The organism is Methylobacterium nodulans ORS 2060 (assembly GCF_000022085.1).
In the GTDB taxonomy this organism is placed as follows: domain Bacteria; phylum Pseudomonadota; class Alphaproteobacteria; order Rhizobiales; family Beijerinckiaceae; genus Methylobacterium; species Methylobacterium nodulans.
The window spans coordinates 143,097-155,973 of record NC_011894.1 but is presented as its reverse complement, the minus strand read 5'-3'; the positions used below and the strand labels follow the sequence as shown (position 1 = coordinate 155,973).

Below are 12,877 nucleotides of genomic sequence, written 5' to 3'. Positions count from 1 at the left end.
ATCCGGTGGAGACGTCCTAATCGACGGCAGGCACCGGGTCAGGGGACTGCGGGACTCGGCGGCTCAGCCGTCCCGAATGCCGCGATCGCCGCGATGACCGCGGAGGGGCGGTAGGGCTTGGTGAAGAAGAGGCTGCCCGGTGCCAGCCGCGGGGCGTCGCCGGCGAAGCCCGTCGCATAGATCACCTTCAGGCCGGGCCGCAGCTTCAGGGCGGCCTCGGCGAGGGTCCAGCCGTCCATCGGGCCGGGAAGGCGGATATCCGTGAACAGGAGATCGACGGGAGTATCGGTGGCCAGCATCCCGAGCGCGGCATTGGCGTTGTCGGCCTGGAGGACGGTGAGCCCGGCATCTTCCAGTTCCGCCGTCACGAGATCGAGGAGAAGCACTTCGTCCTCGACGACCAGCACGTTCTCCACCCGTCCGCCGCCCATCTCACGCCAGCCTCGCACTGATGAGCGGTGATCCTATCGGCTCTGCCGGACTCCCGGAAGAGACGGCCGTTCCGGCTCCGCAGCCCGCCGTTCGGCGGAACCTCGTCCGGCGCCATGCATTGGCCCACCGCGCCCCAACGGCAGCGCTGTTTCGGCCCGGGCATCGCACGGTCGCCGGAGGATTGCGTGCGGGCGCCCTCTGGTTTGGAACGGGACGGGGTGTGACGGCATGTGCGGAATCTGCGGCGAAATCCGGCTGGACGGCGCCCCGCCGGACGCGGCGGCGGTGGCGGCGATGGCCGTGCCGCTCCGGGCGCGGGGCCCCGATGCCGGCGGCAGCTTTGCGCAGGGCGGCATCGCCTTCGGGCACCGGCGCCTCAGCATCCTCGACCTCAGCCCGGCCTCGCAGCAGCCGATGGTCGATCCGGGGCTCGGCCTCGCCATCGTCTTCAATGGCTGCATCTACAATTTCCGCAGCCTGCGCGAGGAGTTGCGCGCGAAAGGATACGCGTTCTTCTCGGAGGGCGACACGGAGGTGATCCTCAAGGCCTATCACGCCTGGGGGCCGCGCTGCGTCGAGCGCTTCTACGGCATGTTCGCCTTCGTGCTGTGGGAGCGCGACAGCGGACGCGTCGTCATCGCGCGCGACCGGCTCGGGATCAAGCCTCTCTACTATGCGGAATCGGGCTCTCGCCTGCGCTTCGCGTCGAGCCTGCCGGCGCTTCTCGCCGCCGGCGACCTCGACCGCTCGATCGATCCCGCGGCGCTCCACCACTACATGAGCTTCCATGCGGTGGTGCCTGCGCCCCTCACCATCCTGAAGGGCGTGCGCAAGGTGCCGCCGGCGACGATCATCACGATCGAGCCGGACGGACGGCGCCGGCAGGAGACCTACTGGGAGGCCGTCGTGACTGAGCGGCCGGACGACCGCCACATGACGGAAAGCGATTGGTGCGAGGCGGTCCTCGCCACCCTGCGCAAGGCGGTGGAGCGCCGGCTCGTCTCCGACGTGCCGGTCGGCGTGCTGCTCTCGGGCGGCCTCGACAGCTCGATCGTGGTGGCGCTGCTGGCGGAGGCCGGGCAGCGGGGCCTCAAGACCTTCTCGATCGGCTTCGAGAGCGTCGGCGGCGAGGCGGGCGACGAGTTCACCTATTCCGACATCATCGCCGAGCGCTTCGCCACCGACCACCACCGCATCCGCATCGACTCGGCGCGCGCCCTGCCGGCGCTGCACGGGGCCGTCGCGGCCATGTCCGAGCCGATGGTCAGCCACGATGCGGTCGGCTTCTATCTCCTCTCCGAGGAGGTCTCGAAGCACGTCAAGGTCGTGCAGAGCGGGCAGGGGGCCGACGAGATTTTTGGCGGCTATCACTGGTATCCGCCGATGATGCAATCGACCGACGCGGTGGCGGATTACGCGCGCGTCTTCTTCGACCGCGACCACGCCGAGATGCGGGAGGCGCTGTCGCCGAGCCTGGTCGACGGCGATGTCAGCCGCGCCTTCGTGGAGGCGCATTTCGCACGGGCCGGCGCGCCGCGGCCGATCGACAAGGCGCTGCGCATCGACACCGAGATCATGCTGGTGGACGACCCCGTGAAGCGGGTCGACAACATGACCATGGCCTGGGGGCTCGAAGCCCGCGTGCCCTTCCTCGACCACGATCTCGTCGAACTCGCAGGGAGGGTGCCCGCCGATCTCAAGATCCGGGACGGGGGCAAGTTCATCCTCAAGCAGGCGGGCCGCCGGGTCGTGCCCTCGGAGGTGATCGACCGCCCGAAGGGCTACTTCCCGGTGCCGGCGCTCAAGTATCTGCGCGGGCCCTTCCTCGATCTCGTGCGCGACGTCCTGAACGAGCCGGTCGCCCGCGAGCGCGGCCTGTTCAACCGGGCCTATGTCGACCGGCTGCTGGCCGAGCCCGAGGCCCACATGACCCCGCTGCGCGGCTCCAAGCTCTGGCAGGTCGCGCTGCTCGAATTCTGGCTCCAGACCCACGCGATCTGAACTATGGCGAATCCCATCCCGATGCCGTCCTCTGCCGAACAATCCGCCCCCGCGGCGGCCAACGTCGCCGTCGAGTGCGGCTGGGGACGGCTGATCTTCGGCCAGACCTTCCGCGATCCGGCGGACCTCGTCGACCTTCTGCTCCAGGAGCAGCCGGGCCGGCGCGACGTGGCCTTCTACGTCGCCGAGCCGCATGTGGTGCTGGCGCTCGCCCCGACCGAGCTGTTCCTCGACCCGTCGCACGCCTACCGGCTCGACCTGCGCGGCTTCGACGCGGCGGCCGGAGCGCCGCAGGGATTCCGCGTGCGGCCGGTGACGGGATCGGCCGACATCGCGGAGATCAACCGCATCTGCCGCGCCCGCCACATGGTGCAGATCGACCCGGCCTTCGCGTGGCCGCCCCGGGAGGACGGGGTCCTGACCTACCTCGTCGCGGAGGATTCCCAGACCGGCGCGATCCTCGGCGCGGCAACGGGCATCGACCACGTGGCGGCCTTCGGCGATTCCGAGAACGCCTCCTCGCTCTGGTCCCTCGCGGTCGATCCGCAGACGCCGCATCCGGGCGTCGGCGAGGGGCTGGTGCGGGCGCTCGCCGGGCATTTTCGGGCGCGCGGGCGCGAGGTCATGGACCTGTCGGTCATGCACGACAACGCGCAGGCGATCGCTCTCTACGAGAAGCTCGGCTTCGTCCGGCTGCCGGTCTTCACCATCAAGACCAAGAATTCCTTCAACGAGAAGCTCTATATCGGGCCCTCGCCGGATGGGGCCCTGAACCCCTACGCCCAGATCATCACCAACGAGGCGCGCCGGCGTGGGATCACCGTCGAGGTGGTGGACGAGCCGACCTCGCTGTTCCGCCTCTCCCATGGCGGGCGCAGCTTCGTCTGCCGCGAGAGCCTTTCCTCGGCGACCTCGGCCGCCGCGATGACGATCTGCGACGACAAGGCCCTGACCCGGCGCCTTCTCGCCGGAGCGGGCCTGCGCGTGCCCGACCAGGGCGTCGCCACCGACGAGGCGGCGGCCCGCGCCTTCCTCAAGAAACACGGCGCCGTGGTGGTGAAACCGGCCCGCGGCGAGCAGGGCCGCGGCATCGCCGTGAATCTCACCACGCCCGAGGAGGTGAGCGCGGCGGTGGCGGAGGCGAAGCGCGTCTGCGACACGGTCCTGCTCGAGGAATTCGTGGAGGGCGAGGACCTGCGCGTCATCGTCATCGACTTCAAGGTGGTGGCGGCGGCGATCCGCCGGCCCGCGCAGGTGGTCGGCACCGGGCGGCACAGCGTGCGCGAGCTGATCGAGCGGCAGAGCCGGCGGCGGGCCGCCGCGACGGGCGGCGAGTCGCGGATCCCGCTCGACGACGAGACCAGGCGCTGCGTCGAGCGGGCCGGTCACAGCCTCGACGACGTGCCGGCGGCCGGCGCCACGCTCCTGGTGCGGCGCACCGCCAATCTCCATACCGGCGGCACCATCCACGACGTCACCGACGCGATTCACCCGGAGCTCGTGGCGGCCTCCGTCAAGGCCGCACGGGTGATCGACATTCCGGTGGTCGGGCTCGACCTGATGGTCCCGGACATCCGCGGGCCCGAACACTGGTTCATCGAGGCCAACGAGCGGCCCGGGCTCGCCAACCACGAGCCCCAGCCGACGGCCGAGCGCTTCGTCGACATGCTGTTTCCCCAGACGATCGCCGCCGCGCGGGTCCGGAGGCATTGATCGTGAACAAGCCCTTCGCGGCCGCGTCCGCGGCGATCGCATCCGCGCCGATGCGGATCGACGTCGACTACATGCTCGACTTCCTCAAGCGCCTGATCGAGATCCCGTCCCCGACGGGCTACACCGATCAGGCGGTGCATTTCTGCGGGCGCGAGCTGGAGCGGCTCGGCGTGCCCTTCGAGCTGACGCGGCGCGGAGCCATCCGGGCGACCCTCAAGGGCGCCGGGCCGGGGCCGGCGCGGGCCATGGTCTCGCACCTCGACACGCTCGGGGCGATGGTCAAGCAGCTCAAGGACAACGGCCGTCTCGCGCTCGTGCCGATCGGGACCTGGTCGGCCCGCTTCGCGGAGGGCGCCCGCTGCACGATCTTCACCGATCAGGGCAGCTACCGCGGCACCATCCTGCCGCTGAAGGCCTCCGGCCATACCTTCAACGAGGAGGTCGATACCCAGCCGGTCGACTGGACCAACGTGGAGATGCGGGTCGACGCCTTCTCCTATCGGGTGGAGGACCTGCGCCGGCTCGGCTTCAACGTCGGCGATTTCGTCGCCGTGGATCCGAATCCGGAATTCTCGCCGCGCGGCTACCTCAATTCGCGCCATCTCGACGACAAGGCGGGCGTCGCCGTGATGATCGCGGCCATGAAGGCCATGGCGGATGCCGGCCGCAAGCCGACGGTCGATACCTTCATGCTGTTCACCATCGCCGAGGAGATCGGCGTCGGGGCATCCTCCGTGCTGCATGGGGACATCGCCGAGATGGTGACGATCGACAACGGCACCGTGGCGCCCGGCCAGGCGAGCCGCGAATCCGGCGTCACGATCTGCATGGCGGATTCGGCCGGCCCGTTCGACTATCACCTGACGCGCCGGCTGATCGAGCTCTGCGAGGCCAACGACATCCGCTACGAGCGGGACGCCTTCCGGTACTACCGCAGCGACAGTGCCTCGGCGCTGGAGGCCGGCAACGATCTGCGCACCGCGCTGATCTGCTTCGGCGTGGATTCCTCGCACGGCTACGAGCGCACGCATGTGAATGCCCTGCGCTCGCTCGCGGAGCTCTCCTGCCTGTACCTGCAGAGCGACGTTCTGTTCGGCCGCGACGTGAAGCCTCTCGGACCGCTCGCCGGCTTCCCGCGCCAGGAGAGCGAGAGCGCCGATCCGGCAAGCGAGATGGTCGAGGACACGATCCTCCCCGGCTGAGCCGGGCCGGGTCGGGGCGCGGCCGCCGAGATCCGGCCGTCGGGTCCGGTATCGGCAAAAATTCCTGATCCGTCCGCTGGCGGTGAGCCAATCTTTACCGTGGGCGCGCAGCCTTGCCCGCAGGCTCCTCCGAACCGCAGCACCCGCCATGCCGTCCGCCCCGCGCCTCGCCCTGGCCCTTGCGGCCTGTCTGTTCGCACGCCCAAGCCTCGCTGCCGAGCTCGCCGTCGTCGGGACCGGGGACGGGATCGATCTGCTGCGGGCCCTCGGGACCAGCGCGCACGAGGCCGATGCGAGCCTTGAGATCGCCGTGCCGCCCAGCATCGGGTCGGACGGGGGAATCGCGGCGGTCGGCTCGGGGAAGTCGCCGCTCGCCCGCGTGGCGCGGCGGCTCACCGAGGCGGAGACCGCCCGCGGTCTCGTCTACACGCCGATCGCCCGGCTTCCCTCCGCGATCTTCGTCCACCCGAGCGCGAGGGTCGCGGGGCTGACTGCGGACCAGCTCCTGGCCATCTATGCCGGCCGGGTGACGAACTGGAAGGAGGTGGGCGGCGCCGACCTGCGCATCCGCGTGGTGCGCCGGGAGGAGGCCGACAGCACGCTGCGGATCCTGCGCGCCAGCATGCCGGGCTGGGCCGATCTCGTCATCACCGAACGCTCCAAGACCGCGGTCTCGACCCAGGAGGCGATCGAGACGGTGCGTCTGGTCGAGGGGGCGATCGGCTTCGGCCCCTACAGCCGCACGCTCGAGGTGGGAACCCGGGTTCTCGCCATCGACGGGCGGCTCCCGACCGATCCCGGCTATCCGAGCGCGGGCGAACTCGCCTTCGTCCACATGAACGGGCAGCTGCCGCCCGCCGCTTCCCGCTTCGTCAGCTTCGCGCAACAGGCCGCCACGGCGCACGAGGTCATCCGCAGCTTCGGCGCGGTGCCGATCGAGCGCTAAGCGTCATTCGCCGAAGTGGTCACCGGTTCGGCGGAGAAAATGATGCAAAAACAAGAGCCTAAGCAGAATTGTCTTAGGCAATTCTGCTTAGTGCACTGTCGATCTCTACCGGCTGACGCCGCTGGTCTGCGCGAGACGTGCCTTCGCGGCGGCAACGAGGAAGCCCGAGCGGGTCTCGCCCGCCGTCTCGGCGGCGCGGTCGATGCGGCGTAGGATGCTCTCCTCAATGGAGATGTTCACGCGCACCGCCTTGCCGGGCAGCTCGACCTCCACGAGGCCGATGATTGCGCCCTCGGCATCTTCCCGGAAGACAGGGTCCTCCCGGAGCTCCTGCAGGGTGCGCGGGACCGGGATCTCGTCCCCGTCCTCGACCATGCCCTCGACGTGGAAGGCCAGCATCTCGGCGGCCTTGGTGTAGAGCGTGTCCAGATCTCCCGCGACGGTCGTCGCGCCGGGGAAGTCAGGAAAGGAGGCGCCGTAGACGCCCCCTTCCTCGTGAATCAGCATAACGATACGGGCCATACCCTTGCCCCTGGCTCTGCCCATTCCGGGCGGTCGCAGGCGGCACAGAGGAGATTACCACTCCCAGCCGGCCTGCCTGTAGATGTTACGAAGCGTCCCTGTGGGGATTTCCGGCTCGCCGTTGTCAACAGTAACCTTGCCGAGCTTATTCTGATGCTTGAATTGAATATGATCGCCCGGGCCTTTGCGATATAATTCCCAATCGTCTTTGAACAGGGCGGCAATTACATCGCGTGTCTTCCGACTACGTTTGCGACCCGACATCGTCGGCTCCCCATACGATTCCTAACCATCGACTCGGGCCTCCAAGGGCGGCTAATGCCCTCTGATGTGTATAGATACACAACGCGCTCTGAATTACAAGCTCCGTGTGTAGCCGTGGGTAAAAGGTTGATGGCGACGTTCGGGCGAGCGGACGCTCGCACCCTGCCGACGCCGCCGCAGTGATTCCGCTTCCGCGAAGCCCGACGGGCTTCTGCTCTAACGGCGAGGGAAGGTCTCGCCCTCAGGCCGCGCTCCGGGGTGCCGCCGGGACCGGAACCTCCGGATCGGCGGAGGGACGGCGCGCGAAGAGCAGATCGAACAGCTTGTGGCGGAGCGAGCGCTTGCGCGCGGAGGCCACGAAGGGATCGGCGTAGCAGGTGGCGTTCACGCTCGCCGCGAGCAGGCGGATTGCCGCGACGAGCGCCGGGGAGCCGGCGACATGCACCACGTCGCTCTCGCGCAGGTGCGGGAGATGGGCCGTGGGGCGCCCCGCCAGCTGCCCGGGCTTGGGCTCGCCGCCGCTCGCGGTGGCGACCACCTGCCCGACGCCGCTGCGGCTCAGCCAGTCGAGCGCCTCGCCCATGTGGAGGTTGTGGGGATCGCGGGCACCCGCGATGACCACCATCTCGCGGTCGGGCTCGCGGAAGCGCGCGGCGCGGGCGATGCTCCAGATCGGCGCCCAGCCGGTTCCCGCGCCGATCAGCACGAGTCGGCCCGATCCGAGCCGATGGAAGGCGCTGCCGAAGGGCCCGCGCACCCGCACCTCATGGCCGACGCGGATGCGCCGGCCGAGCTCGGACGAGACGATCCCGTCGGGGATGCGCCGGATGTGGAAGATCAGCTCGTTCAGCTCGCCCGATCCGTCGCTGCGCAGGGTCGGGCTGTAGTCCCGCGCCGGAAAGCCCGCGAAGCTGCAGGCGACGTATTGTCCGGGACGGTGGCCGAGCCCCTTGCCCAACGCGACCGTCACCTCGACGATCTCGGGCGAGAGCGCGACGAGACCGGTGACCGTGCCCTTGCGCTTCACCACGGCCGGGACCGCGTCGAACTCGATCACCGCGTCGCCCGAGACCCTGGCCTGGCAGGCGAGCACCGTGCTCCCCTGCCGGGTGCCGCACGCATCCACCTCGCCCGCATAGATACGCACCCGGCAGGTGTCGCACTGGCCCGTGCCGCAATCGTGCGGGATGACGATCTTGCCCGCCAGTGCAGCCTCCACGAGGGTATCCCCCCGCGCGGCCCGGATGGCCTTGCCGTTGATGACGAGCGAGCAGGTCGAGGACATGGCGGGGCCGCCGGGCAGGATCAGCGCAGGTCGATGCGGACGGGGCGGACATGCCGCGTGTGTCGGGTCTGGGTGTGATCGAAGACTGCGACCCAGAGGTAGAGCGGTTCGCCCTTCACGAAATCGACGTCGTAGCGGCTGCCGGTCCTCAGGGCGCGGGACACTTCGAGAGTCCAGAACCCGTCCTTCCAGCGGGCGCCGCCGCGCAGATCCGCCCGGTCGCCCTCGTAGCGGCCGATATTGAGCACGCCGGGTATCACCGTGCCGACCGGAATGCGGGCATCGTCCTCCTCGCTGTAGGGACGGGAATCCGCCTCGGTGAGCCACCAGCGGCTGCCCTCGTCGTAGGACGCGTCGGGGTTGGCGAGGTCGAACCGGCCGAGCGCCGCCATGGTGGCCGCCGCGTCGACCGGCAGCCGCTTCGGCTTCACCGGCCCCGCATAGCCGCCCGGCCCCTCGAACGGGAAATTGTAGCTGTAGATCGTCGTGCCGGGATCATTCCAGTAGCCGCCCTGGTAGCGGGCGCGCTGGGCCGCCTCGTCCGGCGTCGGCTCGCGGGGCGGGCCCATATACTGGTCGTCCACATGGCCGAGAAGGCCGCCGCGGGAGGCCTTCCACTGCCACATGTCCACGATGGAGCCGTCGGTGGTGTAGTGCAGGCCGCGCCGGTTGAGGGAGGAGGGTTTGTCGGCGAGAGGCTTCTGCCCGAGATGGGTGACGCCGGCGGCCCCGAATCCGTCCGCATGCGAGAAGATCGCCGCGAACTTGTCCTCGTAGAAGTCGACGACGTCGGCCTCGCCGGCGCCCTTGCCGTGGACATGCCAGCCATCCGCCTGCTTGACCATCGGCAGCCGCGCGAGGGAGCGGGTCGGATCCTGCCAGCGGAAGGCGAAATGGATCCGGCTGCCGTCCTGCACGGCGCGGATCTCGACGGTGGATTCGCCGCTGCCGCCGAGATTGGCACCCTGCTGGGTCCGCACCCGCACCGGGCGGGCGGCCCGCCAAGCGGCGTCGTCGAGCACGCCGTCGAGAACCGGGGGCGTCTCGACCCGCTCCACCGTGAGCGTGCCGCGGCTGCCGAGATCGAGCGCGACGGCGCCCGCGACCGCCGGGACCGTGACGAGGCCCGCCACCAGCATCGGCCGGCGGCTGCGCTGGGCCGGGCTCGGCACGAGCGCGGCCGGCCGGAAGATCCGCAGCCATTGCCGCCAGCCGCCATAGCCGAAATGCCCGACGAGGTGGGCCAGCGTATAGGCGAGGGTGCCGTAGGCCGCCGCCTCATGCACCGTCACGACCCAGCCGCCATGGCCGAGATAGAGCAGGATGCCGGTCGCGGCGAGCACGGTGACGAGCCCGAACAGCAGCCAGTGCAGGAGGACGTTGACGCCCATCCAGCGCAGCGACGCGGTCTGGGCGTACTGGAGCGCCCGCATCTTGCGCAGCGTGATCCGGTTCGCGAGGCCGCTGCGCGCCATGTAGACGACATAGGCCACTGACACCGCGAAGAGCAGCAGACCGGCAAAGATGTGAACGGTCCAGACCTCGCCCTGCGGCAGCACCGGCGATATCCAGCGCGACACCACCGCATCGAGCGCATCGGCCGAGATGCGTAAGCCCGTCACGAGGCTTGCCACCATGGCGACCGCGCTCGACCAGTGCAGGATCACGGTGCCGACATCGCTCGTCGGCAGGCGATCGCCCTTCGGTCGAGCGCCGACCGCCTGCGGCCGCACAGCCGCGAGCCGATCCTTCGACACCATCTCGTTCATGGAGGGCCCCCGGAGGCTCGCCGCCGATCTTCAGGAATCTTTGCTTGGGAGATTAAGGAATTCTTATCCAAGAAAATCGCCGTTGCAATGTGCTAGACTGAAAGAACAGGATTTTTCGTCATTATGGTAAATGGAGTTGATGCCATCGCGGCCATGCGCCGGCGAGCGGGCCGGTGGGGCCTCCACGAGCGCAGGAACGGGCGGCCTCGGCTTCGTTCGTCACTGGCTGCGCCGCCCCTGACGGATAACGCTTCTGGATGCGCCATGGATAGGGCCGCGTCCCAAGATGGTGAGTCTTCGATTGGGACGGCCGGCAACGGAACCGGAACGATGAGCGGGTGGGAACTTCGACCCGGACGGCGCGATACGGGCTGTGCCGGGCATGATCGGACATCCCCGGAGGAGGCCCGCGCATGCTCGTCTACGGGGACACGGCCCGGACCGGCGATCCGCCGCAATGGCTCGCCCGGGTCGCCGCGCTCTGCCGGCAGGCCGCGGCGCTCCCGCCGGGGATCGAGCGCCACGGGCGGCTCGTCGCAGCCCTGATCGAGGTCGGCGAACTGGGCCAGGGCATCGCCGACGCAATCTTCGTACAGCACGGCGCCGATACGCCCTCGGCCGGGTCGGAGGCCGTGACGGCCCTGCTGATGGCGCTTGCCCGCGCCGTCCGGCGCTCCTGGAGCAGCGGCTTCACCTCCTGCGAGGCGATACCGCCCGGGCTGCTTGAGGCGGTGGAGCGGACGCTGCTTCCGACGAGCATCACGGGAAAGCGCGCCGAGGGCTTCGCCTTCTACGCCCTGTATCCGGAAGCCTATGCGGCGGCGGCCGAGACCTCCGGATTGGGGGGCGACACCCGCGTCGTCGGGATCCGCAGCATCGGCCTGCCGCTCGCCGCCATGACGGCCTCGGCCCTTGGCGCCTCGCCGCCCCTGACGATTCGACCCGTCGGCCATCCGTTCGAGAGGCGGCTCTCGCTGAGCCGCGCGATGGACGACGCGCTGTGCGGGGATCTCCGCGGCGACATCGCCATCGTCGACGAGGGGCCGGGCCTGTCCGGCAGTTCCTTCGGCGCGGTCGCCGATCACCTGGAGGCGCGCGGCGTCGCGCCGGCCCGGCTCGTCTTCTTCCCCGGGCACACCGGCGAGCCGGGGCCGATGGCCCGGGCGCGCCACCGCGCCCGCTGGGCGACGACCCGCCGGATCGCGATCGGCTTCGACGAACTCGTCCTGGATGCGCGCGAACCTGTGCACCGGCTCGACAGCTGGGTCGCATCCCTGATCGGACCCCTCGACGGGCCGCTCGACGACATCTCGGGTGGCGCCTGGCGGAGCCTTCAGGCCGCGCCGTTCGATGCATGGCCTCCGGTCCATGCGCAGCAGGAGCGGCGCAAGTTCCTGGCGCGGGCGGATGGAGCGACCTGGCTCGTCAAGTTCGCCGGGCTGGGCGCTGCCGGGGACGAGGCCCTGGCCCTCGCGCGGCAGCTGCAGGCGGCCGGCTTCACGCCGCCCGTGGCGGGCCTCGTGCATGGCTTCCTGGTGGAGCGCTGGCTCGCCGAGGCGCGTCCGCTCACCTCAGGCGCGATCGATCCTCTACGGCTCGCCGAGGCGGTCGGGCACTACCTCGCCTTCCGGGCCCGCACTCTTCCGGCGGAGCCCGGGCGCGGCGCCGCCCTGTCCGACCTCGTCGCGATGGCCCGCCACAACACCGCCGAGGCGCTCGGACACGATACCGCACGACTTTTCGATCCTTGGGACGAGCGGCGGGTCGCCGGCCTCGCCGAGCGGGTCCGGCCCGTCCTGATCGACGGGCGTCTCCAGCCCTGGGAATGGCTCCTGCTGCCGGACGGGAGCCTGCGCAAGGCGGATGCCCTCGAGCATCATGCCGGCCACGACCTCGTCGGCTGCCAGGACATCGCCTGGGACGTGGCCGGGGCCGCCATCGAACTCGATCTGCCGCCGGACGCGCAGGAGTGCCTGGCCAGCACAATGGTTCGGGAGGGCGCCCGATGGCCCGATCCCGACCTCCTCGCCCTCCTGGCCCTGTGCTACCTCGCCTTCCGGCTCGGCGCGTCGAGCCTCGCCGCGGAGAGCGGAGCCGCCCCCGATGAGGCGCAGCGGCTCCGGCGCGCGGCTTCGGCCTACGGCGCCCGCCTCGGCCGACTTCTGAGGGATGGTGGATGATCCTTCTCCGGCACGGACAGAGCGTGTTCAACCTGCATTACGGCGCCACCGGCGAGGATCCGGACATCCCGGACGCGCCGCTCACGCCCCTGGGGCACCGGCAGGCCGAGGCCGCCGCGGAGGCTCTCGCCGGCGAGGGAATCCGACGGATCCTCTGCTCGCCCTATACGCGCGCCCTGCAGACGGCGGCGCCCGTGGCGGCGCGGCTCGGCCTCCCGGTCCTGGTGACGTGTGCGGTGCGCGAGCGGTTCGCGGCGAGCTGCGACATCGGCACGGGACGGACCGCCCTCGCTTCGGCGTGGCCGCAGCTCGATTTCGGCGCCGTCGCGGAGGTCTGGTGGCCGGACGCGGAGGAGCCGCACGATCTCTTCCATGCGCGCACGACGGCATTCCGCAGCGAGATGGCGGCCGATCCCGACTGGGCCCACACCCTCGTCGTCTGCCATTGGGGGGTCATCATGGCCCTCACGGGCCGGAGTCTCGACAACGGAGCCTGGATCCGCCTGGAGCGCGACGAGAGGATCACGCTCGGGGAGTGACTCGGGGAGCGAGCGACGCGCTCG

At 70.1% G+C, this 12,877-nt stretch carries 11 protein-coding genes; 6 read left to right on the top strand and 5 right to left on the bottom strand.

The genetic code is table 11. The annotated features are described in order from the left end of the window. Positions 1-38: 38 nt before the first annotated feature. Positions 39-449 carry a response regulator gene (locus MNOD_RS00670; protein WP_244424635.1) on the bottom strand — a complete coding sequence of 137 codons (411 nt, stop codon included), beginning with the start codon at positions 447-449 and terminating at the stop codon, positions 39-41. 211 nt (positions 450-660) lie between these two features. Here MNOD_RS00670 and MNOD_RS00665 point away from each other — a divergent pair, with 211 nt between their 5' ends. The 4 genes from MNOD_RS00665 to MNOD_RS00650 all read left to right on the top strand — a co-directional run bounded on the left by MNOD_RS00665 (position 661) and on the right by MNOD_RS00650 (position 6,294). After that, on the top strand, positions 661-2,433 hold the full coding sequence (locus tag MNOD_RS00665; protein ID WP_015926901.1) for an N-acetylglutaminylglutamine amidotransferase: 1,773 nt from the start codon (positions 661-663) through the stop codon (positions 2,431-2,433). Between the two features lie 3 nt (positions 2,434-2,436). Then, on the top strand, positions 2,437-4,146 hold the full coding sequence (gene ngg, locus MNOD_RS00660; RefSeq protein ID WP_015926900.1) for an N-acetylglutaminylglutamine synthetase: 1,710 nt from the start codon (positions 2,437-2,439) through the stop codon (positions 4,144-4,146). A gap of 2 nt (positions 4,147-4,148) precedes the next feature. Continuing rightward, entirely contained in the window at positions 4,149-5,348 is a 1,200-nt protein-coding gene (locus tag MNOD_RS00655) for an osmoprotectant NAGGN system M42 family peptidase (protein WP_015926899.1), read from the top strand. A gap of 148 nt (positions 5,349-5,496) precedes the next feature. Continuing rightward, positions 5,497-6,294: a substrate-binding domain-containing protein gene (locus tag MNOD_RS00650; protein WP_015926898.1), complete on the top strand. Its 798-nt coding sequence runs from the start codon at positions 5,497-5,499 to the stop codon at positions 6,292-6,294. 105 nt (positions 6,295-6,399) lie between these two features. Here the strand turns inward: MNOD_RS00650 and MNOD_RS00645 are convergent, their stop codons facing one another. The 4 genes from MNOD_RS00645 to MNOD_RS00635 form a co-directional block, all read right to left on the bottom strand. Continuing rightward, positions 6,400-6,816, bottom strand: coding sequence for a type II toxin-antitoxin system HicB family antitoxin (locus MNOD_RS00645; protein ID WP_015926897.1), 417 nt, complete (start codon positions 6,814-6,816; stop codon positions 6,400-6,402). Positions 6,817-6,870: 54 nt separating this feature from the next. Continuing rightward, positions 6,871-7,080, bottom strand: a complete 210-nt coding sequence (locus MNOD_RS42535) for a type II toxin-antitoxin system HicA family toxin (RefSeq protein ID WP_015926896.1) — start codon at positions 7,078-7,080, stop codon at positions 6,871-6,873. Between the two features lie 241 nt (positions 7,081-7,321). Continuing rightward, positions 7,322-8,365: a 2Fe-2S iron-sulfur cluster-binding protein gene (locus MNOD_RS00640; protein WP_015926895.1), complete on the bottom strand. Its 1,044-nt coding sequence runs from the start codon at positions 8,363-8,365 to the stop codon at positions 7,322-7,324. Positions 8,366-8,385: 20 nt separating this feature from the next. Beyond that, positions 8,386-10,134 carry an ethylbenzene dehydrogenase-related protein gene (locus tag MNOD_RS00635; RefSeq protein WP_015926894.1) on the bottom strand — a complete coding sequence of 583 codons (1,749 nt, stop codon included), beginning with the start codon at positions 10,132-10,134 and terminating at the stop codon, positions 8,386-8,388. Positions 10,135-10,547: 413 nt separating this feature from the next. Between MNOD_RS00635 and MNOD_RS00630 the strand changes: the two genes are divergently transcribed. Both MNOD_RS00630 and MNOD_RS00625 read left to right on the top strand, forming a co-directional pair. Further along, a complete protein-coding gene (locus MNOD_RS00630) occupies positions 10,548-12,314 on the top strand; it encodes a phosphoribosyltransferase (RefSeq protein WP_015926893.1) in 1,767 nt (588 codons plus the stop codon). Next, complete coding sequence (locus tag MNOD_RS00625; RefSeq protein ID WP_015926892.1) at positions 12,311-12,853, top strand: histidine phosphatase family protein; 543 nt, start codon at positions 12,311-12,313, stop codon at positions 12,851-12,853. Before MNOD_RS00630 ends, MNOD_RS00625 begins: the two co-directional genes overlap by 4 nt. Positions 12,854-12,877: the final 24 nt, after the last annotated feature.

Bases quoted from the DNA above. Each gene is read 5' to 3' on its own strand.
- MNOD_RS00665 (WP_015926901.1), top strand. From the start codon at position 661: ATGTGCGGAATCTGCGGCGAAATCCGGCTGGACGGCGCCCCGCCGGAC.
- ngg (WP_015926900.1), top strand. From the start codon at position 2,437: ATGGCGAATCCCATCCCGATGCCGTCCTCTGCCGAACAATCCGCCCCC.
- MNOD_RS00650 (WP_015926898.1), top strand. From the start codon at position 5,497: ATGCCGTCCGCCCCGCGCCTCGCCCTGGCCCTTGCGGCCTGTCTGTTC.
- MNOD_RS00645 (WP_015926897.1), bottom strand. From the start codon at position 6,816: ATGGCCCGTATCGTTATGCTGATTCACGAGGAAGGGGGCGTCTACGGC.
- MNOD_RS42535 (WP_015926896.1), bottom strand. From the start codon at position 7,080: ATGTCGGGTCGCAAACGTAGTCGGAAGACACGCGATGTAATTGCCGCC.
- MNOD_RS00640 (WP_015926895.1), bottom strand. From the start codon at position 8,365: ATGTCCTCGACCTGCTCGCTCGTCATCAACGGCAAGGCCATCCGGGCC.
- MNOD_RS00635 (WP_015926894.1), bottom strand. From the start codon at position 10,134: ATGAACGAGATGGTGTCGAAGGATCGGCTCGCGGCTGTGCGGCCGCAG.
- MNOD_RS00630 (WP_015926893.1), top strand. From the start codon at position 10,548: ATGCTCGTCTACGGGGACACGGCCCGGACCGGCGATCCGCCGCAATGG.
- MNOD_RS00625 (WP_015926892.1), top strand. From the start codon at position 12,311: ATGATCCTTCTCCGGCACGGACAGAGCGTGTTCAACCTGCATTACGGC.